This window comes from Metamycoplasma arthritidis (assembly GCF_900660715.1).
GTDB lineage: Bacteria > Bacillota_I > Bacilli_A > Mycoplasmatales > Metamycoplasmataceae > Metamycoplasma > Metamycoplasma arthritidis.
Window position 1 is genome coordinate 727,356 of sequence record NZ_LR215047.1, and the last position, 24,924, is coordinate 752,279.

Consider the following 24,924-nt stretch of genomic DNA (forward strand, 5'->3'; position numbering starts at 1 on the left):
GGTAAAAATATTATTTCAGTAATACACTAGTGTCAACATCAGCGCGTTCTTGTTCTGAAGCTTGGAAGTAAGGAAGATTGTATGCCCCAATTTTTTCAGCAACACAAACAGTTCAAAATGTATAGATAATACCATTGAATTGTTGCACACGGAAGTTATAGTTTCTAATGGTTGAGTAAATTTCGTCTTCTTGAGCGCTAACTTCACTTGCAAGCGTTAAGTATAGACGATCAGCTTTTAATTCTGGATATCTTTCAAATTGTAAGTTGATATCACGTGAAAGAGTATTTAATTCGGAACTCAATTTAGTAACGTCTTTTTCGTTAGCAAGTTCGTTGATTTTTGATCTTAGCTTAGTAACTTCGGTTAGAATTGATTTTTCGTGTTTAGCATATGATTGAACAATATCTAGTTGTTTAACTAAAGTAGCTCTTCTTCTTTGTTGAGCGGCTTGAATTAGTGAAGAAGCATCTTGAATTTCGGTTTGTTTAGCAATCAAATGGTTTCGTCTTGCATTTCATACAAATCAAAAAATACCTAAAGTAATAATGTACAAAATTACAATTAAAGCTCATTGCCCCTTTGAAGCTTTTGCTTGTTTAATTGAATTATCAACATTAGGACGAAAACCACTTGCTTCTTGTGGTGTTCTTGTATCAAATAACATTTTGGTTTCTCCTTGCTATTTTATGTTTAATTTGTTTAAATTATACTTTAATTTTGGTTAAATGACTTGTCTAGTTTGGCACGAAAACTAATTACATCAAAATTTTGGGGCACTTCATTTAGATAAACACCAAAGCCGGCGTAGTCAACATGGATTTCAATTTTATTCTTTCATTCAGGGTTTAGTGTGTAAATGCTATTGATTTTTCTAATTGTTTTTTCTAATATTGGCATTTCGTTTAGAGCTTTTCTATTAAAAGTGATGCGATTATTTTTAATTAATTCATCAAGTTCTTCATTACCACTAGAAAAGACATTGTAGTAAGGTGAAAGTTGACTAGTTGACACAATGATGTTAGGGTCGTTGAAACAAAATTCTGAGTGGTGGAAAACGCGTTTGTTTTCAGAAAATGGATAGTAGCGCACATATGGCACGGGGATAATTTCGCCTTCGACTCAAACATTGTCAATTTCTTCTCTTGATCAATAAGAACGTGAAGATATTTGAATGTCAAATCAACTACCAGATTTTTTAGCTTCAACAATTTGCGAAATCACGGGGCGATCAGCGGAATTGCTAACCATTGTGAATTTTCTTGAACTATTGATAATGTTACTAATATGAGTTGTATGTAACTCTCAAGTACGCTTTGCTTCATTTTTGGTTCCAGAGAAATCATTAACATGGCTATTTTGATTTCAATCTTCAAGAATTTCACCAGAAATATTGCGGTTCAAATATGCAATCGTTAGTCCTTGAAGAAGTGCCTTAATAATTACTTCTAAACTATTTTTAATTGGTTCTAATTTTTTTGTGACGTTTAAATCATCGTCTCAAATATCAAAATCTTTAAGTCAAGAAAGCGAATTATTATAGGTTTTTAGATGTTGCAAAGCAACTTGTCTTGGAAAATAAATATTTTTTTTGTATTTGGAAATGTAAACTTTTGGTAGTTTGTATTCTCTTACAATGTTGTCATATTGTACAAATTTTTCTTGAATAGCTACTGGAAAATAAGTCATTAGCCCTATTTCATCATTAGTATCAAAATGAAATCTTTTAACAAATTCCACATTTTCAAAAACAAAACTAGCGGTTTTTTTCATTTTGTTATATTGACGATCTGTAACATTACTTTTGCTACCGTAAAATTCAAGTTTTGGTAAATAGTTAGTTGGTAGATTTAGAAGTTGGTCAATATCAATAAAAGGAGTGTTTTCACGGTGATAAGCAGTTAGAACACGGTATGAAGCTCTGCCTTCGCTATCATAGACAGTTATAGTAATTGAATTTGAAGTTGTGATGATCTTGTGATATTCGTTGAAATAAAGCATGTCATAAAAAGTACGCCTTTGTGATTCATATTTGTTAACAACTGCTATACCTGCAAAACCGTTTAAATGGCTAACAAGATCAATTTCTTCACTATTAACATCCAAAATTCTATTAAATGACAAACAGCTTAGAATAGTATCTTTAATTTCTTGGGGAGTATACTTTGCAATCGTTTTATTGAAATATCAACTACGAAGACTCTTTTCTCTGGTAATCTCGTCAAGATGCTTTTTTTCAAAATCGTTAAATTCTTTAATTGCTCTTAAATTGCTTTTTAAAAACGGAATAAAGAATAGTCCAAAAATTAGAAAAAACGAAATGATAATAAAAACATTAGCTACCTTTTTTGCAGTGATTTTTTTTGATCTTTTTTCTGTTGCAATCACTAAACGAGTTTCTCTAATGGCTTTATTGCTAGAATCAATTTGTTTTTTTAACTCTTCATCGTTTTCAAATTCATTTTCAAAAAATTTGGATATTTTTGGCTGAATTTCATTGTAAATTGGTAATCAAAACTTATTAATGGGGTCAACATAGAAATTTTCTAATTGGATTTCTTTGCTTTCGCTTTTAGTTTCATTATTGTCCATAATCAAAATTATCTTTCCTATTTTTATATTTCGCTATTATTATTTCTTTAATAGAAAATCTATTAATTATTATACCTAAATTTTTCATAGGCGAGTCTGGCAATCATCATAGCATTATCAGTGGTGTATTCTAAATCTGGTAAAAAAACATTTTTATGAAGAGAATAAAACATTTCTCTAATCGCAAAATTTGCACTAACGCCACCAGCCAAAACGATACATTTTGGGCTAAATTTTTTAATTGCTGTTTCCATATGTTCTTTTAAATATTCGACAATTGTGTTTTGAAATTCAGTTGCTATTTGATTGACATTAATTTGTTCATTGCGGCTAGCACAATTGTTGATTAAATTAATCACATTGGTTTTGATTCCGCTAAATGAAAAATCAAAAAAACCTTCAGTTTTGGGAATGGTCAAATGGGCAGTATAAAGTTTATGATTATTTTTTCAAATTTGATCAATTAACGGTCCGCCAGGAAAGCCTAAATTAAGTTTTCTTGCAACTTTATCGTAAACTTCGCCCACGGCATCATCCTGAGTTTGACCAATAATTTTAAAGTCGTCTTTTGAATTATAAAGTACTAATTGTGAGTGACCGCCCGACACTAGTAGTCCTAATGCAGGATAAATTACTTCCTTACCAATAAAAGCTGAATAAAAATGCCCTTCTAAATGATTTAGACCGACTATTTTTTTATTTAAAATTAAAGCAAGTGATTGGGCAACTACATATCCCACATGCAATGACCCAACTAATCCAGGCTCCTTTGTATAAGCAATCAGATCAATTTTATTAATGTTTATTTGCGACTTTATATCTTCAATTAAAATGCCAATATTTTTAACGTGCAGTCTTGAAGCAATTTCTGGAACGGTGCCACCATATTGTTTGTGAATTTCAGTTTGGGTAATAGTTTTCATTCATATTGGTTTATTATCATCCAATAAAGCAAAGGAAGTGTCGTCGTGTGAACTTTCGATAGCAAAAATTATCATTACTTTAGCCCTCCAATTTGTGGATTGTGTAAGTAAGCTAGTTCAATTTCCATTGGATTTTTTACTTCTTTAAAGGTGGCCAAATATAGGACGGTCTTTGCTTCAAATTGTTTGTAATCAAAAGCGTGGTAATTGTTATTATTTTCAATCAAAGTTGTTGTAATTTCATCTTGATGAAAATCAATCTTGTATTGCGAGTGTTTATTGGCTTTAATTAAAACAAGATTTTCTCATTTTTTGCTTAATTGAAGTTGTTTTTTAAAAAGTTCATAAGTATATGTTACAAACATTTTGACATTAGTTACTTGCGCAATTGTTCTAGCAAAAAGTAGCCCTATTCTTGCGCCGCTAAAACTTCCTGGACCGAGTGTCACATAGATTGCTTTTATGTTATGAATTGAGTAGTTAGTGTTATCAAAAAGGTTATTAATTTCGCAAAACAAAGCATCAGTTTTTTTAACCAATGAAGGAATGTGAATCGATTTAACTATTTTATTATTTTTATCAATCAAAGCTAGATATAAATCTTCTAGACTAGTTTCTAAAAAAAGTTTCATCTAAAACTCCTTTATGATTTCAAAGACGTGTTCGTTTTGATCACTAAAATAAACATTGATTTCAATATAATTTTTAAAGAAATGCTCAATGTTTTTGGCTCATTCAATTACTACTAATTTATCTTCAAAATAATCTTCAAAAGCAAATAAATTTCCTCGTAGATTGTAAGCGTCGATATGTACTAATTTATCGTATACTAAAATAGTATTAAAAGTAGGCGATACAACTGGTTTTTTTTCGCCTAGTGCCTTTGCGATTTGTGCCGTTAAAGTGGTTTTACCCGCCCCCAATTCACCATTTAGTAATAAAGCTTCAATCTTTGATTTTGAAAGAATATATGAAACTAATGTGTTTAAAGATTGTCCGTCTTTAAAAATGAATTTTTTGTTCATTATACGTTAACTAAAACTTAATATGGCAAACAGCATTTGGATGTTTGTCGAAATAATCTTGATGATAATCTTCGGCTAAATAATAATTATCTAAAGGTAAAATTTCCGTTGCGAGTGGCTTTTCATATTTTTTTGAAAATTCTAGCATTAATTCTCTTAACATAACGCCATCTTCTTGGTCGACAAAATAAAAACCATTACGATATTGACGACCATGATCTGGGCCTTGATAATTTCTAGCAGTAGGATCGATTACTGCAAATAATTTTTTAACAATATCTTTTAAAGAAAGAATGTTTTCGTCATAAATAACTTCAACAGTTTCAACGGCGTCAGTAACATGTGACTTTACTAGCTCATAAGTTGGATTTTCTAGTAAAGAATTAGCATATCCTACTGTTGTTTTTTTGATTCCCTTAATAGTTTTTAGAAAGCCTTGAACACCTCAAAAACATCCTCCGGCAACATAGATTTTTTTCATAGAATAAATACCTCCGATTTGATTTTTAAATTATAAGTCAAACTTATTTTAATACTTTAATAAACTCTAAAACTAGAGATTAATTAAAAAATGTTCATTTTTTTAAATATGAACGTAATTTGTTTTATTTTGACAATATTACGCTTTTTAAACAAACACAAAAATCTTCTAAGACTTTGCTAGTAATTGCACATTACAAACCATTACTATTTTGATCTTTTTATAAAATGATTAGGTTTTATTTTTATTCAACATAAAGTTTTTATTAAACTCGAAAACTAACTAAAGGAAAAAAAGTCATAACGCTAAAAACCAATAAATCTTAACTTATTGAAAAAATATATTTTAATAGCCATGCTATTTGGAGGCGAAACTACGCCGCTTTCATACGAAAACATTACTACTAAAAACGAGACAAAAGGGTAATTCTTTTTGTAAATTTATCTTCTTAAATAATGATTGATTTTTGTCGATTTTTTATCTTAGTATAATTAATTAAAAATTACTTGGTAGTTGGTTTATCTTTGTCAATAATAAAAGGAGAAAAAATAGATTAATGATATTGCCCTATGAACTAATAGAATATAGAAAAATAGAACAACAATATTCCAAAAAAGATAAAGAAATTATTGAAAGCGTAGTCAAATGTAGTATTGAAGAATACGTTCAATTTCTAGAACTAGAAATTTTTAAATACAATAAAAAATTTAATTACAAATTAAAAAAGCTTATTATTTGTTACGACGGGTATGGTAACCCCTACGTTTATGCCGAATTTGAAGAAAAAGGTCACATTCTAGTTTCACTAATTAACAACGAAAGCGTTTTAATTAATCCATTAAACAAAAAAAGAATTTTAAATAATATTGACTTAAACAAAAAATATACTATCGATTATATTAGACACGCACTTCGTGAAACTAAGGAAGAGTATATTTCCGCATTTTCTTTAGAAACAGGATTTAGTGTTAAAAATAATCCAATTTTAAGGAATTTACGAAAAGAAAAGTTTAGTATAAAAAGCAATTTAAATGATAAGAAATTAATTCATGAAAAACATAAAATTAAAAAACAAATAGCAAATTACTATAAAAAAGAGGTTCCAAAAAATAAAAATAAGGGTGTTGGTGAGATTATTTACGCGGATGTAGAATTAAAACATTCATGATGATTTAAAACTAAGGCAGAAGGCTTTGGATATGCTGATGGCAAATCCTATTCTGAACAAGAAAAGCAAGGATATCCAAGTTATAAAGAAGGACTATGTCACTATGTTGGCGCAGCCATGTTACTACAATATGCTGAATATTTTATGAGTAGAGACGTCTTTGGATTTAGCGGAGCATGAAAATACATGGAAAGTGGCGCTACTAATTTATCAAAATTTCCAGAATCGCCAACCATTAATAAATACCTTGTTTTAGACTTGTGGGGGAGACATGCAAATTGAGCAATAAAAACCACTGGAGCATATTTTAAGAGCACTATGTGAAGTTTTTTGCAAAGTGATGGTAAAAAGCCAAGCGTATATGTCCAAAGAAGATCAATGGGCGCTATTTGACCTTGAAAGTGAATAGATGATAATAAGGTTTTTATGACTTATGGCCATGTTTATAATCCTAACAATGGTCAAACAATAGGACATTCAATAATGCCATATGGTTATTACAATAAGGGGCCAAACAAATATTTAGCTCATTTCGGTTGAGAAGATTATAGCCAAGTTATTGTCTCACAAAATTTACAAACTCAAGTTTGATTAATTGCTTTAGTGCAAAATAATCCTCAAGTAAAACCAACATTAAGAAAACATTTTTACTACGAAGGAAAATACTACACGGGCGAGGAAGCCACGGAAATATTTAATAATAAATTTAAAAAATAGGAGTCATTTTATGAAAAAACTTACTCTTTCAGTTTTGATGTCCATAACCATTTTTCCATTTTTTTCATTAGTATCATGCAAAAACGAAGCCAAAGAAACGAAACTAATTGAGAAATTTTTTAATAGTGCATTTAAATATAAAATAACCAAAATAGATAAAAACAACACCGACTATTTTAAAGTTGGTGACATTTTATTTGAACATATACCTAATAAGAAGATTGAAGAGACCTTGAAATCAACTTATCGAATTCAAAACAGTTTGAGTGAAAAAGTTTATTTAGATGTTCTTTTGAAAAATATAATTGAAAGAATATTAGAAAAGGAACATAAATATATAGGTAAATATAGTTTGCAAGATTCAAAAACAAGCCTAAAATTTTTACTTGATTCCACAGGATCGTGGATTACTTTAACACGTGGAGGTGGTGTTGCACCGGGCGTAAGAATAACCGTAATCAAAGAAGACCAAATTGTTAATCGCGAAACTAAAATCACGATGTATCCTAAATTTTCAATAGACAACAACAATGCAATTGTGCAAATATCAACGAGCAGAAATTGATTTAATTTGACTCTAGAACGAATTAAGTAGCATTTTAAAGATTTTTAGCGTGCTTTAGGTTTGATTAAACTAATTATAAAGTGCCACTGTTAAGCATTTGAAAAATGTTTTTTTCACTAGTCAATCCTTGAATTAAAACAACAAAACCGGAGAATTTTTGTTTTCCCCGGTTTTTATTAGATTTTTATTTTTTGATTTTGGATTAATTTCTTATATGAAACTTTAATTAATTCAATGCCATTTCTGTTAAGGTTTTTACCAATGGGAACATTGGGCGTTCATCGATGTCATTTGTTCCAGCAATGTCGCAGTGAATAAACTCAACATCGTTGGTAAATTCTTTTAAGAACATAGCCGCAGAGCATGAGCCAGCATTTCCACTATAGTCAGTATTTTTTAAATCGGCTACTACTGAACCTTTCATGAATTCTTCGTAGTCGTCGTCTCAAGGCATTCTTCAAATTAACTCATTTTGAAGATCAGCAGCTTTTTTAATATCATCTCAAGCTTGATCTGAGGTTGCTCAAATTCCAGTGTAAGTGTCACCTAGGGCTCTTGACATTGCCCCAGTTAAAGTTGCAACATCAATTAATCTAGTAGCGCCTAAGACAGTAGCGCCATAGTAAAGTCCATCGGCTAGCACTAATCTACCTTCGGCATCAGTGTTATTGATTTCTACAGTTTTACCGCTCATTGAAGTTCATACTGAATCGGGTAATGAAGCATCGCCGTTAACTCTATTGTCGGTAATACACATGATTGCAGCAATATTTTTCTTTGGTTTTAGTTGCGCAACTGCCTTTAAAGTGGCGGCAACAATAGCACTTCCTGACATGTCATATTTCATTCCTAGCATGAATTTTGAAGGTTTAAGAGAATAACCACCAGAGTCAAAAGTAATACCTTTACCAACTAGAACAGTTTTTTCTTTTGAGCTAGGATCGCCATTGTATTCAATCACTACTACTCTTGCTTCGAACATTGAACCACGGTTTACTGAAAGTAGTAAGCCCATTTTTAGTTCTTCAATTTGTTTTTTGTTAAGAACAGTAATTTTTAGATTTTTATATTGTTTAAAATCATCAGCAACGATTTGAGCTAATTTTTCACTATTAAGTTCGTTAGGAGGAGTAATTCCTAAATTTCTTGCAAAGTTTTGGGCATCAATTAGGATTTTTGCTTTATCAAAGGCGGTTTTTACTTCTTCACTTTGTTTTTCAACTAGTAAGCTTAAATTGCTTGGATTAACTTTTTTAGTAAAAGTTTTAGCATTATAAATATTAGCGGCACTAAAGTTAATTCCTTTAGTAAAAGCGTCAACTACTTTTTCTAAGCTTAGTTTTGGAGTTGCAAAAGAAACTAGATCAATTTGATAATCACGAGCAGCATTAAGTGTTAGTGACTTAGCAAATTCGTATAAATCGTCATAACTTAACTCTTCTCTATTTTTAAAGTAAACATAAGCTTCGTTTTTTTCTAAAATTTCAGTTATTGCTTCTTGTTTTTTTACGATAATATCAAGAACTTCACAACAGCCAAAAGCTGCTTTTAGAAGAACTGATTTGTTTCTTTTGTCGTCTAATTTTTTAACAATTTCCATGGCATTTCTCCTTGTTATCGTTAGCTTGGGTTTTGGCAAATTCTACTAGTGTTGCTACAAGTGTGCCAAGCCCCATACCTTTGCTATCGGCGGTTCCGGCAACATCACAGTGGATGTAGCAAACTTTATTAGTAAATTCTTTTAAGAACATAGCTGCAGTATTACAGTCTGATTTTTCTGAAGTAGAGTAGTTATTTAAGTCAGCTACTAAAGAACTTTTGTTTGGTTTATTGAAATCTTCGTGCAATGGTAATCTTCATACTTTTTCATATACATTTGCTGCTGATTGTTTAAATTCATATCAACGTTTGCAGCATGTTGAATAAATTCCGCTATAAGTTGCTCCTAAAGCAGTAACCATTGTTCCGGTTAAAGTTGCAACATCGACTAATAATGTTGCGTTCAATTTAGTTGCCCCATAGTAAAGCCCATCGGCTAGCACTAATCTACCTTCGGCATCGGTGTCGGTAATTTCTACAGTTTTACCACTCATTGATTTAATGACTGATTCAGGAACAGTTGCGTGAGTATCAATTGCGTTGTCAGTTAGCATCATAATAGCTGATACATTGGCTTTAATGCCTAGCTCAGCGATTGCTTTAACTGCGTATGCACAAATTACTGAGCCTGACATGTCGAATTTCATGTGTTCCATGTGATAGCCTTTAGTGTTATATCCACCGGTATCGAAAGTAATACCCTTGCCAACATAGACAAATTTTTGATCGCTTCCAGGATTGCCTTGGTATTCAACAACAACAACTCTTGGTTCGTAAGAGCTACCGGCATTAACAGCTAGCATTAACCCCATATTAAGTTTTTCAATTTCTTTACGATCTAGCACTGAAACTTTTAAACCTTTGACTTTGTTAAACTCGGTTTCAATTTCTTTAGCAATATATTCACTAGTTGCAACGTTTGGTGGCGTAATTTGTAAATTTCTAGCCCCGTTAATAGCTTCACTAACAACTTTTAAATTGTTAATAAATTCCGATTTGTCAGTTGTTAGCAAAAGTGATAAGGAAGGTTGATCTTCGTCTTTTTTTTCAGTTTTTGCTGAATATAGTTTTGCTTCATGAAATGCAGAACGCATCACAAAAGCTCTAATTACTTCATCTTTAGTTAAAAACTTAGTAAAAGAAGCAACATCGATTTGGAAATTCCTTCTTTTGGCCAGAATGATTTTATCTACAACTTTGGTAAAATCATAATAGTTTTTTACATCTTTTGAAATAAAAATATAAGCTTCATTTTGTTGAAATAATTCAGTCACAAAATTACTTTTGGCAGCAACAAATTCTGGTAATTTATCACCTTCAAAAACAGCTTTTAGCAACATGTCTTTGTTTCTTTCTTGTTGATAATTTAGCATTTTTCTTCCTTAAATAATATTTAATTAATTTTTTAATAAATTGTTTAAATTATAATGCTTTTATAAAATAAAAAAATGTTTCTAAAATCATTATTAGAAAACAAAAAACAAGTGTCTTGTTGGTATTGAACAAAAAATAATTAAAACTAAAAACCCTCTTAGTTAAAAGGACTAATTAGTTGATCAATTAATTTCTTTTTTGCCAATTTCTTTAAGCTTAGTATTAACTTTCTCAAATATTTTTGAGCCTTTAAACCCTTTGTGACATCCAAGCGGTGAAGGATGCGAAGTGGCAAGAATGTGTTGTGCTGACAAATCAAGGTCTAAAACAAAGTTTTTGGCTTCATTACCTAGCAGTAAATAAATGATATTTTCATATTCATTATTAAGTTCTTCTAATAGATTGTGATTGAATATTTCTCAACCAAATTTTTTATGGGAAAGTGGTTTTCAGGCATCAACAGTTAATATTTTATTCATTAGCAGTACGCCCTGATCTTTTCATGTTTGTAAACAATTAGAATTAAAAACCACATCCGGATAACTACTTTGAATTTCACTAAAAATGTTTAGCAATGATGCCGGAGTTTTTGCTTCTAACGATGAAAAGCATAACCCATCGGCAACTCCTTTGGTAGGATAAGGATCTTGGCCGATTAAAATTACTTTTAAATTATCAAAGTCAAAGTTCTCATAAGCAGCAAAGACTTTGTTGCGTGGCGGCAGAATGTCTTTTGGGTTAGGTCGTGTAACTAAAAGAGAAGTCAAGTTTTTGAAGTAAGTTTTCTTCATTTCTTGTTCTAAAAAATTTTTAAAATTAAAAGTCATTTTTGATTGTGCTTTCTACATTTAAAGTTAATTTTATTTTAAAAGGTGTGTTTAATTCGTTTTTTACCTTCAAATTGATATTCAATTAAATACAATTTTCCATCAGCAAATTCAAGTACAAGTGGACTTTTGTTTTTTTGATTAGTTGCCTGAAAAATTTTTAGTCTTTTTTGGTTTTTAACAATGAAAGCGCCAGGTTGATCATTAAAAGCTCTAATTTTGTTAAGTGCTTCTTTTGTGCTCATTTCTAAATGTAATTCAGCGTCTTCATTTTTAATTTTTGACGCGAAAGTGACTTTGCTTTCGTCTTGCTTTGTGGCAATTATTTCGTTTTTATATAGTTTATCTAATCAAAGAGGGAGATTTTCGATCGCTACTTTTGCCAATTTATCATAAATTTCCAATGCTGTGTCATCTTCTTCAATTTGAACCTTTTCAATAGCGATAATATCGCCGGCATCCATTTTGTCAATCATGTAAATTAGTGAAATACCAGTTTCCTTTTCGTCGTTCAAAATTGCATGTTGCACTGGGGCCGCTCCTCGGTATTTTTCTAGAATACTGCCGTGCACATTAATAGCAGCTTTTTTTGGCAATGCCAAAATATCATTAGGAATAATTTGCCCATAAGCTGCAGTTATAAAAAAATCAAATTCTCGTTCTTTTAATTCGTCAACAATTTCTTTTATTTTATTTGGTTGAAATAAAGTAACTTGGTATTCTTTTGCTAGTTTGGCTACTGGAGTTAGAATTACATTTTTGCTACGATCAAGGGCGCGATTCGGTTGACTTATTAGTCCAACGACCTCAAATCTGTCATTATCTAAAAGACTTTTAAAAATCTTGGCAGAAAAAGTTCCGGTTCCTGCGAGGATAATTTTAATTTTTTGATTCATAATTTAAATTATAACTTTGAAAGTAACTCGCATTATTTTATAATGCTAAAAACACTAAATTTGATACCAAATTATACCAACAAGAAGACGTTTTAAAAATTAATTGGTTAGAAAACTTTTCCTACAAGTTAATTTCTTTGGTAAAATTCATAATTTTTCTAACAACACAAATATTATCCAATTAAAATATTTTTACATGTTCAACTTTGATTCAATGAATCACAGAAAACAAAAAGAGAAAATTACTACAAAGTTCTTCTCTTGTTTTTGTTATTTTATTGGACATGTTTTCTAACATAATTGAGGAGAAAAAAATGAAAAAATTGAGTAAGTTATTTTTGGCAATAGCTGGATCATCTACTTTATTCACTCTTCCTTTGGTGGCTGCTGCTTGTGGTCAAACAACACACCCACAGAGACCTAGTGAATTCTTTGCTGATGTTAAAAAGAACGATACATACAGTTTAAATCAAGACCAAATCAACAACATGGGTAAAACAGCTGTTATTACCAATGGTGGTGACATTAATGATAGATCATTCAACCAATCAGCTTGAGAAGGTGTTTTAAACTTCATGGAACAAGTAAAAGCACCTATTCAAAAATATGATGTTTTCAAAGTTAGTGATGGTACTTTCCAAGAAGCTTACAAACGTGCCCTTGCTCAAGGATACAAATATTGAGTTCTTCCAGGTTTCTTAAACCAAGAACAAATTAAAAAATTCTATACAGAACATAAAGAAGAAATGAAGAAAAAAGGCGTTAGATTAATCGCTGTTGACTTTACTTTAGAAGGCATCGCTGATCAAGGAATGGGCATTTCAATCAACTTCAAGATTAAAGAAGGTGGATTTATGGCCGGATACGCAGCTGGGAAATTCCTTTCACAATATTCAAACGCTGCTGACAGAACCATTTCAACTTTTGGTGGTGGAGCATTCCCTGGGGTAACTGACTTTAATGAAGGCTTTTACAAAGGTATTCTTAAGTGAAATAAAGAACAAACTGACAAAAACAAACGTATTACCTCAACCGATGGTGAAAATGTTCACTTAAACTCGGGTTTTGAACCAAAAGACACCATGACTTCGGTTATTAACTCAGTTCTATCTAAGAACCCAAAAATGGTGTTGCCAGTAGCTGGCCCTGCAACAAATGCAACCGTTCAAAATCAATCATTTGGTAATAAACTAATTGTTGGTGTTGACACCGACCAAGCAAATACTGTTTCAAAACACAAAGATAGATTCTTTACTTCAATCCTAAAGAAAATTGGTCAATCAGTATATGACGTTATTGCATCAATCATTACTGGCCAAGTACAAAGTAATTTAGGTGAATTTAAAGATGGCGAAAAATCAGCAGCTCTTGAAAAAGGTGTTGCTGAAGGTTGAGTTGGCTTATCAAAAACTCACTTAACTGGTGAAGATCAAGCAAAAGCAACCGAAGCTCTTGAAGCTGCTAAAAAAATATTTGATGGTTTGGATGAAACTCACAAAAAATGATTAGCAGGTGGATATGTTAAAGCTGAAGACACTTCAGAAACATCAGATATCCAAACAAGAATTAATGCATTGTCTAAAGCAATTAACGAATCAGCTCAAGCTTAGTGAATGCAGTAGAATTTGTTAATGTAACAAAAGAATTTCCTGGCATTAAAGCTAACGATAATGTTAGTTTTGAAGTTAAAAAAGGCTCAATTCACGCTCTAATCGGCGAGAATGGTGCTGGAAAAAGTACATTAATGTCTGTTTTGTTCGGACTCTATGAGCCTACTTCGGGAAAAATTCTCGTAAATGAGAATCAAGTATTTTTTAGAGGACCTAACGATGCTAATGCACTAGGAATTGGTATGGTACACCAACATTTTAAACTTGTGGATGTGTACACCAACTTAGATAACATCATCTTAGGATCAGAACCTACTAAAACTGGAATTTTACTTGACCGTAACGTGGCAATTCGTAAAATAAGAGCCTTACAAAACACTTACGATTTACATTTCGATTTATTTCAAAAAAGTGGCGAAGCGACGGTTTCAACACAACAAAAAGTTGAAATCATGAAGATGCTTTATAAAGACAATGATATTCTTGTCTTTGATGAACCCACAGCCGCGCTTACTGACGAAGAAATTCAAGGTTTGTTGCGGTCATTTGAAATATTTAGAAAAAACGGCAAGACAATCATTTTCATTTCACATAAATTAAAAGAAATCGAGCAAGTTGCCGATTATGCCACCGTCCTAAGATTGGGCAAAGTGGTTGGCAACTTTGATATGAAAAAAGTTGAAATGAAACAAATTGTCGAAGCAATGGTTGGTTCAACTGTTAAATCAATCGCAAACACAACACCTGCCGAACGCAAGGAAGTTGTGTTTGAGCTTCGCAACATTTCAACTAATAAAGGCCATAAAAAATTAAGTAATGTTTCTTTAAAAATTCACGCAGGCGAAATTTTTGCCATTGCTGGTGTTGAAGGAAACGGGCAAAATACTCTTGAGCAAGTTTGCTCTGGTATGATTAAACCTTCATTCGGAAACATTTTTCTAAGAACACAAAATCCAAAAGATAAGACTTATAGTCTTGAGGATGTTACAAATTTAGGTGCCTATGGAAGATCGAAAAAACGACTTTCATTCATTCCGGCAGACCGTCATCACCATGGTCTTATCTTAGATTATTCTATTACAGATAATGCAATTTTAAGAAGACTCTGAGATCCTCATTTTCAAGTAGCAGGAATAATTAAAAACAAAGCAAAGCGTAAATTTGCTACCGATATAATTGAGAAATACGATGTTCGTGGTGCTCGTGGTGGTAATTCCATTTCACGTTCATTGTCGGGCGGAAATCAACAAAAATTTATTGTTGGTAGAGAAATTGAAACCCCACATGATTTTATTATCATTGTGCAACCTACTCGTGGTTTAGATATCGGTGCAATTAACAATATTCACTCAGAAATTCTTAAAGAAAAAGCAGACGGCAAAGCAATCTTATTAATTTCATACGAACTTGACGAAGTTATTGCTTTAGCTGATACTATCGCAGTTATCAACGAAGGACACATTGTTGCTATAAATGATGCTAGAAAGATTACTCGTACCGAAATTGGTTCTTGAATGGCGGCATCAACAAGCGGCGGAGAAATTCGTTGATGAGAAACGAATTCTGAGAAAGAATCGAAAAAACAATACTTTGATATGCATACTAAATCGCTAAAAGCTGATTTTCAAAGCGTAATTCTAAGTATTGCTTCAACTAAGAGCAGCATTTCATTAGCAAAAAAAATGCACAATAGCTCAGAAGTTGAAGAATTAAAAATGCAACTTCTAAAACTAAAAGCTCAAGAAAGCGAACTTAAAATGGCAATTAAGCAAAAAATAAGTTCCTTAGAAATGAACTTTGCCAAAGAATATGCAGAAAGGAAGGGTCAAGAACATGCAAACTAAGCAAGAAAATCAACAATCTTATCCTTCAAAACTGCAAAGCTTTGGTGCCAAAATCCGTGAATACTTCAAACTAGATCAAACAAGAAGCACCGGAAGAAAAATAGCATCTTCATTATGGGCAATATTTTTTGGTCTAATGGCAGCAATGGTTTTCATTGCTATCGTAACCAAAAATAATCCCTTTAGTTTCTTTAGTCTTTTAATTACCGGCTTACAATCAGACCCTAAAACTTTTAGACAATACTTCTTAGTATTTGCTTTTGCTGGTCTAGCTTCAGCTCTAGCGTTTAAAGGTGGCCTCTTTAATATTGGTATAAGTGGCCAAATGATGATTAGTGGATTATTTTCATTTGCCATTTTTATTACTATTGGTAAGAGCAATTTAAGTATTGGACTACTATTATTAGGCTTACTAGGAACACTAATTCTTTCGTTCTTAGTGGCAATGATCGCCGGAGTCTTAAAAGCCTATTTGAATGTCCATGAAGTTATTACAACAATTTTGCTAAACTGAATCATTGTGCAAATTTCATCATTTATTTTTGGACAAGAAACACCAATTTTTTCAGCGGCAAAACGTAGTAAATTTATTTCAACTGACTATGTTGGAACCAAAACCGGATCATTTTCTATTACACCAAGCATCGAACAAGGATTTTCAATTGCTGGATTTATTCTATTATTTGTTTTAGTTTTCGCAATTTGATACATTTTGAAGTTCACAACTATTGGTTACAAAATTAAAATGCTTGGAATTTCAAAAACCAACGGAAAATACATGGGTGTTAACGACAAAATGTTAACAGCAATAATCATGGGATTTTCAGGGATGATTGCCGGATTAGCTGGATTTTATTTCTTCATGTTTAAAGAAGGTGCAATTTATCGATATGTTGATTCGCCTCTAGCAATTGGTTTTGAAGCAATCGCTATTTCACTTTTGGCGCTTAATTCACCAATTGGAATTGTTTTCACTAGTATTTTCTATGGCATTTTATACAACGGAAGAATTTACATTCAAGCTGCTCCGCTATACTTAGATTCAGATTATATTAGCATAGTGACTGCATTAATTCTTTACTTTGCGGCTATATCACAATTGTTAATGTCATTTAAGTTAGGACTATTTGTATGAAAATCAGCGTTGCTTAGTTCTAAAAAAGAATATTGAGCAAGGGTGAAGTTGCATCGGGCAAAATTGAAACTATATTCTTTAAAAACAAAGCTAGCAAAGAAAGTTCATTATATTTCAATGAATATTAAAACTACTAATCAAGAAACAATGTTAGCTAAGTATAGAATGTTAAAAGAAACGTACGATCGTTTAATTGCTGAGCAAGAACTTAATGTTACTCATTATAAAAATCTTTTAGCACTAACCGAAAAATTTGAAAATAATCTTCAAATGGCAAACTATTCAGTGTACAAATTAAAACAAGAATACGCAACCAAAATTAAAAGTCAAAAACAAATGTCTAAGTCAACTTCTAATGTAACTGTAGTCAACCAAGAAACTCTAATGCAACTACAAAAAGAAGCGATAGTTGCGATCGCAGATGCTAAGGCGACTCGTTCACAAACAATTGCGCATCTTAAAGCAACTTTCAAAGAAGAAACTACTGCTTTAAATAAGCAATTTGAAATTGACCTTGATCTATTGCGTAAAAAAGATTTTAAGGTAACGCAAATTCCTTTTGTATTATCTGAGAATTCTAATAAAGAAAAAATCGTTGTTTTAGAAAAAGAATTCAATCTTAACAAAGATAAATTCCTAACTAAAGCCTTAGATTACAAAACTACTGATGCCGAAACTTTAGAAAACTTTGCAGTTATTGCTGCTAAGAACCGTGAATTAGGAGCACAATGTTTTGCGCTTGGCAAATTTGCTAAACGAGATATTGCGCAAAATCATTCAGCGCTAAGAAAATCAGAAGTAACTCGTCATTCAATTCAAATTAATAATCTATATGCAACTGCGATGTTATATTTAAAAACTAGAGTACCGAAAGGAGAAATGAAGTAATGTTACCTCCAGGATTAGCTAATACCGTATGAAACTTTGCTTTAATCTACTTCGCGATCTTTAGCATTAGCTCAATTGGTGGCATGTTCACGGAAAAATCAGGAACAGTCAACATTGGGATTAATGGGATGATGATTATTGGTGCTGCTAGTTACCTAGTATTTGCCGACCACCTAAGTACAATTTTTGGTTCAGGATCAGCGGCAGCTTCGTCGATGTACTGACAACTGCTAGCCGTTCCATTTGCTGCTATTTGCGCAGGGTTATTTGCCTTACTACATGGATTTGCTACGATTAGGTTAAAATCTGATCATACCATTTCAGGTTTTGCAATTAACTTGTTAGCTGTTGGAATTGCTCTAATTTTGCTACACATCTATGGTCATGGTTCAAAAGTACCGCACATGAGCATTCAAGAGCTATCTTGAAGAGTTACTAAAGATGGTCACGAATGAGAAATCATTTCCTTCAAGATTGTTTTAACAATAACGATAATTATCGCCTCATACATAATGCTTTATAAAACTAAATGAGGTTTACGTTTTAGAAGCATTGGTGAAAATCCTCAAGCCGCCGATGTTGCTGGAATCAACGTTAACAAATACAAATGACAAGGTATTGTAATCTCAGGTGCATTAGCCGGAGTTGCGGGTGCTTTCTTTGCCCAAGGATTTCCCTCGTCATTTAAAGGTGAAGTTAACGGTTATGGTTTTATTGCACTTGCAATTATGATTATGGGTCAATGACATGTCGGTATTATTACTGCCATTTCCTTTGGTTTTGGTTTCTTATACTCATTTGCATATAACACCTCAAGTTTTGTACCAGCATTAAAATCATACTCAAGTCTTTTTATCGTTTTACCTTATCTACTAGCACTAATTGTTGTTATGATTACTGCGAAAAAATCACGTGCCCCAGCAGCAGCTGGCTTGATTTACGATAAATCTAAACGTTAAAAACTATTTTGTTTAAAAAAATATAAAGAACAGGCATTGATTTAAAAACTTAGTGCCTGTTTTTATTTTGTAATCATTTTATTTACAAATAAAATTCCAGATTAAGAGTATTTGCTCATTACACGAAACAATGAAAAATAATTAGTTTATAAAAAGCAATGATGTTGTTTCACTCAATCGCCATGCTTTAATAAAACATCCTAGTAAAATCTTAAAAATCAACCTCAATGGTTGAAGTTGATTTTATGATAATTTGCTTTTAGATTCTAACACTATAAAATGCTGGTAAGAAAATCGCTAAATATTTGTAATTATTTTTTTCTTTTGCATATAAAACAAGTAATGCTATCACTTTTACTAGATAAAATAGTGGAATTATGGTAAAGAGGATGATGCCTGTTGAGATTTCAGAGTTTATAAATATACCTGGATATGCTAAAATCTTAGGACCAATACCAGTTAAGTTTGCTCAAGGTAAGAATAAAAGCAAAAACATTATTGTTGCTAAATTAGCAGTTATGTAATTTACTGAATTAGCAACATCGGTATTAAATTTCTTTTCTTTGTTTTTGAAAACATTGCGATAGATCAATTTACTAAAAGCAAAATCAATTATGACAAATTTGATCAACATTGTAATGCAGTACATATAAATTATTATAAAAACAGCTAAATTAATTTTATAAGCAATAAATACTCCTAGTAGAATATACCCAAGTAAATATACCCAATTAATGATTCATCCAGATCTCAAATAGCCATTAATGCTTTTATTATTAACTAATGAATAGAAAATATAATCAGTTTCGCAATTTTTAAAATTGTAATTATCTTTATTCTTTTCAAGATCTTCTAAATAATTTTTTATGACTTTAGCAACGCTAGGCTTTATTATAAAAGCATAAATAAGGGATAGTGTCAGTAAAAATAATAATTTTATTAGGAATCGATATTTATGGATTATATGCTCCTCGTGATGTGAAGTAGTAGCAAATAAATCCATAAAAACGAAACTAAGTAACGTCGCAAACATTAAACTTAAAAAAATTAGTACGCCAATTGGTTTCTTTTTTTCACTATTTTTAGCTATTTTACATAATAACTTAAAACTAGTTATTGGTGAATTTAATATATCAGTATTCAAAGTGGTCTCCTTATTTAAAATGCAAAATTAGATTATAAATATAGGCTATCAATATCAATAATAGTCTTTAAAAGGATAATCATCTGGATATTTTTCATTTGGATTTGCCATCATCTTAGTGTAGCTTTTTAAACTTATTTCTTTATTATCTAATAAAAAATATCTTGTGTTTAAATATGAGTCATATTTAGGTTTCAATGCAATCGATCAAGTTTCAAACAAAAATGAGGTGGACATTATAACTTGACTTTGGTCTTCTCATCCATAATGAACTAAATATTTATTTTTATCTTTTCAATAACCGTATGCAACTACTGCGTGGTAACCATAAGTTCATAAGTGACCCATTAACATAACTGGTAGCCCTTCGTCTATTCACTTTCACGGTTTGATTGAACCTCATATATTAGTATAAATGTCAAGTGGGTTGTCTTTTTTATCTCTTTGTATAAAATTATCAATATATCGTTTCATTTGAATGTGGTTTGTAAAAAAAGTTTTGTTTGATTGTTCACTTCACATATCATACGCCATAAGCTTGTTAAAAGTTGGTGTGGTAGCTAAACGAACATCATCTCGTCAACGTACGCTTTCTTACAGAACGGTCATATATCTCTTTAGTTGTCTATCGCTTAAAGTGCGATTAGACAAAAAAAGCTGTGAATATTGTAACAATATACTAGCGGCTATGTGGTGACAAATTCCATTTTTAGTGTTGAAATTCCAATCATCTTTGGGAGATGAATAACCAAAATTATCTTTCAAACCTTTGAACCATCATGAGTATTTCACCTCTTTATCTGCATAAACAAGTTTATTTTCAGGATCAGTATAATTTGAATCAGATTTCTTATAAAACCGTGCATTGTCAGAATTTTTAAATGTTGTTCTCGCTCTTGCATTAAACGAATTTTTATTACTTATTGATTTTTTTACATCAACTAAGTTTCGCGTGAAGTTTTTGCTTAGTGAGTTATTTTCTACTTTTTCGTAATCTTTTGATTTTTTGCTGAATTCATACAAAATATGATCAAAAATATAAACTTCATTGGAATTTAGTTTCTCAATTCGCTTCACTGGGTCACCAATATTGATTAAAACTGTTTCATTATTGATCAATGACATCAATAATGTTCCAAAAGGATTAAATTCCACAAACAAATATGGATTTCCAAACTTATCTTCACAATACGCTATTTTACTTATTTTATATTTTGTGTCGCCACCATAACTAGATATTTCTGATTCTAAGTATTCAATTAAATCTTCAAGTGAATAATTAATGTGCTTTTTAATTTCACTTAAACCATTATAAAAAATATCATTATTAATTTTATTTGCATCTATTTCATTGGGAACAGTCGGTATCATATTTTCTCCTAAATTTAATTAATGTTTTTTTTAATATATTCAATTAATGGTTTGGCAATGTCAATTATTATTTCTGAATTTTCATTAGTTAATCAATTATTTTTTTTATTCAATTTGTGGTTGTTGAAACTTAACATCTCATAGAAATTTTCAATTATCGTTTTAGAAAATTGACAATTTGGTAATTTGAAAGTCGTTCCATAATTACTAAACAGGAACTTTTTATTAAATCGCCGTTCAAAAAAAAGTTCATAAATAAAATAATTTTTTATCTTAAATACATCATCAATAATTTTGCACATAGATTTAAGTAAATCGTCTTGTTTTATTTTGTTTAGAATTTCAGCGACCTTACTCTTGATAAAGAAGCCATTAATTTGAAGTGTGTTCTTAAGTTCTAATAAATTTCAATAATAATGTTCTTTTAGGGGAATTACTTCACAAGGTATATTTGCTAGAATAATTTCAATAATTATTTTTTTAATAGTTTCAAATTTTAAAGAAAAATGATCACCAATATCGCTTAAATCTGACAAGGTGCTATTAATTTTATTAATGCTTTTTGCATTAATTTCTCTATTGGTCAATACATAAGCTAAATAAGCAAGTTTTGCTACGTAACAATATTCATAATTTGTAATTTGAAGATTAGAATTGGGGTCTCTAATTATGGAGCTTTTATTTACGGTCTTACTAACTATGCTATCTATTTTGAAAATTTCAGAATTAAATGATATTAAACAAGTTTTGATTAGCTCGTTTTCAGCTTCATATTTAATAATGTCAAAATTTTGGATTATTTCGTATCATAAATTATTTCGCTCTTCTAAAGATAAATCACCTGTAAACAAAATGTCTATATCATTTGGATTTCTTTTAATTATGTTTTGCAAATATAGTGAAGAGCTACCTTGTAAAACAATGCTTCCACTTTTTGTAGTTGCATTTTTGATGATTGCCAAAACTTTATAAAAACTCTCTAATGTCAATTCTCTCTCTTTTTTAAAGTCTAACATTTACTTTTTATAAGTACTAACAATTGCATTAAGAAAGTAAGAAAACATCAAAAAAATTCCAATTCATGTAACAAAAATTACGAAATTGATTTGAATTTTTCAATGGAATGTAATGAATTAGCTCATCTTCTTCTTAATTTCTTTATCATCTTATTTTTTGCCAAGATATTTACATGTTATTTGGAATTTTTTTAGGGTTTAATGATTTTTAAAGAGTTTTAACTATGATAATTTATTAATTCTAGAACACTCGAATGGGCGTTCAATTAAACTTTGATATAATTCATTAGTTGGTTTGAACAAAAAACGGAGTGCTATCTATATTAACACTAGCATTCTAATTATTGAATTTTACATTGCAATTTAGAAATGTTTACATAATAAATTTTTTAACTTGTCTAAAAACATAGCAAAAAATATTAAGCCTCATTTTTGCGTTGGACTTAATATTTTAATTTATTTATCGGACTTAAAAATGCCTTGTTTTTTAGTTTTAATTAAAGCAGTTAATTATCGTATTCTTTTAGATTTAAAACTTCTTTTTCACAATCTTTTACAATTTTTGGAATTAAAGTAGCATCTTGAATTTGTGCACCACTAGCACGATGATGACCACCGCCACCTCATTTTACAGCTACGTTTCTAACGCAAGCACCATTTGAACGAAATTCGCATCTAATTTGATTTTCTTTTTCTTGAGTGAAGAAAACTCAAATTTTATTTTCATCAATATTGGATAAAGCAAATGGTCGATTAGCTTGTAAAGGATCTTCAATGCCAAGTTTTTTTTGTGCCTCTAAATCAAAATAAAATGATACTACACCATTTTTAATTTGCATATTTTGTTGAATATAGGTATTAATATTAATATCTTTCAAACTACGTTTGCTCATTTCGCTATGAATTAAATTACGATTAGCACCATTAGCTCACAGCACTGAAACTAAATACATTGTTTTAGCGTCGGTGGTATTTGTTGTTAAACGAACTGAGTCAGTGTAAATGCCTAAATATAAATAAGTAGCAGCTTTTTCTGAGATTTTTCAATTAAGTTCATATGCAAGTTCAGTTACTTGTTGAGCAGCGGCAGGGGCTTCAGGTTCAACTCATCTAATTGAAGCATCTAGATCATCTTCATTAGGGTGATGATCAATTCTAAGAGTGTCACTAAAAATCTTACTGTCCAAATATTCGCGGCATTCTAATCTTTCTTTATAGTTTGCATCGACAATAATAGCAAGTGATGATTCTAATGGTTCATTTGCTAGCTTATCCATTGTAAAATCTAGATAACTGAAGATGCCTTTTGAATTACCAACTGTATAAACTTTTTTGTTAGGAAAGTTATCTTTAATTAGTTCTTTTAGACCGAATTGTGAACCTAAGCAATCGCCATCGGGACGAATGTGGTGAAAGATAACAATGTTGTCATATTCTTTGATTTTATTTTCAATTTCTTTAAATAGTTCTCTTTTTTTAGCGCTAATTGTCGGCATGTTTTTTAACCTCTAACTTTAAATCGTTAATTAAACTCATCATATCTTGTTCGTTTTTACATGTAGCACCAGCGGCAACTTCGTGTCCACCTCCAGGTGCATATTTTTCGCAAATGTGATTGATTCAAATGCCATTGCTTCTTACTCTAGCACGTATGTTGCCGTTAGGTTCGTCAATAAATAGCACTCAAATTTTGCAATCTCCGATGTTGGCAAGAATGCCAACATCGGTAGCTTCATTAGAATTTAAACCAAATTTTTCTTGAATCTCTTTAGTTACATGAAAGTAAAGCACCTTATCTTTTGACTTGTAGTTTAGTAATACATAAGCGGCAAAACGAACTTTTCTTTCTTCTCGAATTGAAAGTGGGAAGTTAATATCTCAAACTTTAAAGTCGTTATTGTTATGCAAATATGCCATTACTTCAAAAGTTCGTTTTTGTACATATTCGTATTGAAATCTTCCTGAGTCAGTGTTAATTCCTAAATAAACATATTCGGCTGCTTTTTTTGATACTTTTCAATTGGCATTCATTGCAATGTAACCAATTTGTTCAGCTGCCGCTGCGAAAGTTGCATCTTCTCATACATAATCATAATTAATATCGGGGTCAACTGGGTGATGGTCAATTCTTAACATTTTGGTAAAGCTTTTATTTAAGATGTATTCAGCGTATTGAATGCGATTAGATGAATTAGCATCAACTACTACGCCAAGTGAGTTTTCAAAGTATTTTTTATCAATTGTTTCAAATTGGTCAAAATCCCAAGTCATAAACGGAAAATTACCGTTTGCATCCCCTAAAACAAAAACATTTTTTTGCGGATAATTTTCTCTAATTAACTCCCTTAACCCAAATTGTGAACCCAAACAATCGCCATCAGGACGGATGTGGTGAAAAATGAAAATATTGTCGTGTTTTTCAATTGCTTCTAAAGCAGTTTTATAAGTATTTTTAGCCATTATTATTCTCCTAAAAATTTAATTTTAAAAATCACTTGTATTAAGTATAATGCCAAATATATTTAGGCGTTAATTTTTTTGGCAATTTTAAAAGATTTAAGAGAAATTTTTATTTAAATTAAGCTCAAAAAAAGGATCAAAAATTTGCAAATTTCTAAGGAAAAACTTATTTTGTTATAATTTGATATGTGAATAATAAAAGAATATTTAATTTACACTTCACATGATTACGCCAAGAAACAAAAGTGGTATTAATCCATTAAGTTTTTTGGCTTTTTTGTTTTTATAAATTTTAAAAATTGAGAAAGGTTAATAATCCCCTTTTGTAAA

22 protein-coding genes are annotated in these 24,924 nt (G+C 30.8%); 6 read left to right on the plus strand and 16 right to left on the minus strand.

From position 1 onward, the window contains the following. Positions 1 to 10: 10 nt before the first annotated feature. The 6 genes from EXC42_RS02890 to msrA form a co-directional block, all read right to left on the minus strand. A complete protein-coding gene (locus tag EXC42_RS02890) occupies positions 11 to 667 on the minus strand; it encodes a LemA family protein (protein WP_012498493.1) in 657 nt (218 codons plus the stop codon). A gap of 47 nt (positions 668 to 714) precedes the next feature. Then, entirely contained in the window at positions 715 to 2,592 is a 1,878-nt protein-coding gene (locus EXC42_RS06475) for a hypothetical protein (protein ID WP_041914118.1), read from the minus strand. Between the two features lie 62 nt (positions 2,593 to 2,654). Then, entirely contained in the window at positions 2,655 to 3,590 is a 936-nt protein-coding gene (gene tsaD / locus EXC42_RS02900; protein ID WP_012498495.1) for a tRNA (adenosine(37)-N6)-threonylcarbamoyltransferase complex transferase subunit TsaD, read from the minus strand. Then, positions 3,590 to 4,147 (minus strand): tRNA (adenosine(37)-N6)-threonylcarbamoyltransferase complex dimerization subunit type 1 TsaB, encoded by a 558-nt coding sequence (gene tsaB / locus EXC42_RS06480; protein ID WP_012498496.1) that lies wholly within the window; start codon positions 4,145 to 4,147, stop codon positions 3,590 to 3,592. The genes tsaD and tsaB overlap by 1 nt, the downstream gene beginning before the upstream one ends. Next, the gene (tsaE, locus tag EXC42_RS02910; protein WP_012498497.1) at positions 4,148 to 4,540 is read right to left on the minus strand and encodes a tRNA (adenosine(37)-N6)-threonylcarbamoyltransferase complex ATPase subunit type 1 TsaE; all 393 of its coding nucleotides are present in this window, start codon (positions 4,538 to 4,540) and stop codon (positions 4,148 to 4,150) included. It lies immediately after the preceding gene. A 10-nt stretch (positions 4,541 to 4,550) separates the two neighbouring features. Beyond that, entirely contained in the window at positions 4,551 to 5,021 is a 471-nt protein-coding gene (gene msrA, locus EXC42_RS02915; protein ID WP_012498498.1) for a peptide-methionine (S)-S-oxide reductase MsrA, read from the minus strand. A gap of 556 nt (positions 5,022 to 5,577) precedes the next feature. On the opposite strand from msrA, the gene EXC42_RS06485 reads away from it, so the two are divergent. Both EXC42_RS06485 and EXC42_RS02925 read left to right on the plus strand, forming a co-directional pair. After that, positions 5,578 to 6,906: a putative cysteine peptidase gene (locus tag EXC42_RS06485; protein WP_012498499.1), complete on the plus strand. Its 1,329-nt coding sequence runs from the start codon at positions 5,578 to 5,580 to the stop codon at positions 6,904 to 6,906. Positions 6,907 to 6,916: 10 nt separating this feature from the next. Beyond that, on the plus strand, positions 6,917 to 7,501 hold the full coding sequence (locus tag EXC42_RS02925) for a hypothetical protein (RefSeq protein WP_012498500.1): 585 nt from the start codon (positions 6,917 to 6,919) through the stop codon (positions 7,499 to 7,501). A gap of 196 nt (positions 7,502 to 7,697) precedes the next feature. Here EXC42_RS02925 and EXC42_RS02930 read toward each other — a convergent pair whose 3' ends face one another. The 4 genes from EXC42_RS02930 to fmt all read right to left on the minus strand — a co-directional run bounded on the left by EXC42_RS02930 (position 7,698) and on the right by fmt (position 12,167). Next, positions 7,698 to 9,071 carry a M17 family metallopeptidase gene (locus EXC42_RS02930; protein ID WP_012498501.1) on the minus strand — a complete coding sequence of 458 codons (1,374 nt, stop codon included), beginning with the start codon at positions 9,069 to 9,071 and terminating at the stop codon, positions 7,698 to 7,700. Then, the gene (locus tag EXC42_RS02935) at positions 9,058 to 10,443 is read right to left on the minus strand and encodes a M17 family metallopeptidase (protein WP_012498502.1); all 1,386 of its coding nucleotides are present in this window, start codon (positions 10,441 to 10,443) and stop codon (positions 9,058 to 9,060) included. The genes EXC42_RS02930 and EXC42_RS02935 overlap by 14 nt, the downstream gene beginning before the upstream one ends. Positions 10,444 to 10,614: 171 nt before the next feature. Continuing rightward, positions 10,615 to 11,271 carry a uracil-DNA glycosylase gene (locus EXC42_RS06490; RefSeq protein WP_012498503.1) on the minus strand — a complete coding sequence of 219 codons (657 nt, stop codon included), beginning with the start codon at positions 11,269 to 11,271 and terminating at the stop codon, positions 10,615 to 10,617. A 38-nt stretch (positions 11,272 to 11,309) separates the two neighbouring features. Beyond that, a complete protein-coding gene (fmt, locus tag EXC42_RS02945; protein ID WP_012498504.1) occupies positions 11,310 to 12,167 on the minus strand; it encodes a methionyl-tRNA formyltransferase in 858 nt (285 codons plus the stop codon). Positions 12,168 to 12,481: 314 nt separating this feature from the next. Between fmt and EXC42_RS02950 the strand changes: the two genes are divergently transcribed. From EXC42_RS02950 to EXC42_RS06505, 4 genes are read left to right on the plus strand one after another with little or no spacing between them, the layout of a single operon-like run. Further along, positions 12,482 to 13,777, plus strand: a complete 1,296-nt coding sequence (locus tag EXC42_RS02950; RefSeq protein ID WP_129648970.1) for a BMP family ABC transporter substrate-binding protein — start codon at positions 12,482 to 12,484, stop codon at positions 13,775 to 13,777. Then, on the plus strand, positions 13,777 to 15,621 hold the full coding sequence (locus tag EXC42_RS06495; protein WP_129648973.1) for an ABC transporter ATP-binding protein: 1,845 nt from the start codon (positions 13,777 to 13,779) through the stop codon (positions 15,619 to 15,621). Before EXC42_RS02950 ends, EXC42_RS06495 begins: the two co-directional genes overlap by 1 nt. Further along, complete coding sequence (locus EXC42_RS06500) at positions 15,611 to 17,644, plus strand: ABC transporter permease (RefSeq protein WP_165169461.1); 2,034 nt, start codon at positions 15,611 to 15,613, stop codon at positions 17,642 to 17,644. The genes EXC42_RS06495 and EXC42_RS06500 overlap by 11 nt, the downstream gene beginning before the upstream one ends. Next, entirely contained in the window at positions 17,644 to 18,603 is a 960-nt protein-coding gene (locus tag EXC42_RS06505) for an ABC transporter permease (protein ID WP_012498508.1), read from the plus strand. Before EXC42_RS06500 ends, EXC42_RS06505 begins: the two co-directional genes overlap by 1 nt. A gap of 259 nt (positions 18,604 to 18,862) precedes the next feature. On the opposite strand, the gene EXC42_RS06510 is transcribed toward EXC42_RS06505, so the two are convergent. From EXC42_RS06510 to nrnA (EXC42_RS02995), 6 genes are all read right to left on the minus strand, one after another. Then, positions 18,863 to 19,747, minus strand: coding sequence for a hypothetical protein (locus EXC42_RS06510; RefSeq protein ID WP_012498509.1), 885 nt, complete (start codon positions 19,745 to 19,747; stop codon positions 18,863 to 18,865). Between the two features lie 45 nt (positions 19,748 to 19,792). Then, on the minus strand, positions 19,793 to 20,269 hold the full coding sequence (locus tag EXC42_RS06515; protein ID WP_012498510.1) for a putative cysteine peptidase: 477 nt from the start codon (positions 20,267 to 20,269) through the stop codon (positions 19,793 to 19,795). A gap of 72 nt (positions 20,270 to 20,341) precedes the next feature. Beyond that, complete coding sequence (locus tag EXC42_RS02980) at positions 20,342 to 21,118, minus strand: putative cysteine peptidase (RefSeq protein WP_012498511.1); 777 nt, start codon at positions 21,116 to 21,118, stop codon at positions 20,342 to 20,344. A 14-nt stretch (positions 21,119 to 21,132) separates the two neighbouring features. Continuing rightward, entirely contained in the window at positions 21,133 to 22,134 is a 1,002-nt protein-coding gene (locus EXC42_RS06520) for a hypothetical protein (RefSeq protein ID WP_012498512.1), read from the minus strand. A gap of 506 nt (positions 22,135 to 22,640) precedes the next feature. Continuing rightward, positions 22,641 to 23,630: a bifunctional oligoribonuclease/PAP phosphatase NrnA gene (gene nrnA / locus EXC42_RS02990; RefSeq protein ID WP_012498513.1), complete on the minus strand. Its 990-nt coding sequence runs from the start codon at positions 23,628 to 23,630 to the stop codon at positions 22,641 to 22,643. Next, a complete protein-coding gene (gene nrnA / locus EXC42_RS02995; RefSeq protein WP_129648979.1) occupies positions 23,617 to 24,594 on the minus strand; it encodes a bifunctional oligoribonuclease/PAP phosphatase NrnA in 978 nt (325 codons plus the stop codon). The genes nrnA (EXC42_RS02990) and nrnA (EXC42_RS02995) overlap by 14 nt, the downstream gene beginning before the upstream one ends. Between the last annotated feature and the right edge of the window lie 330 nt (positions 24,595 to 24,924).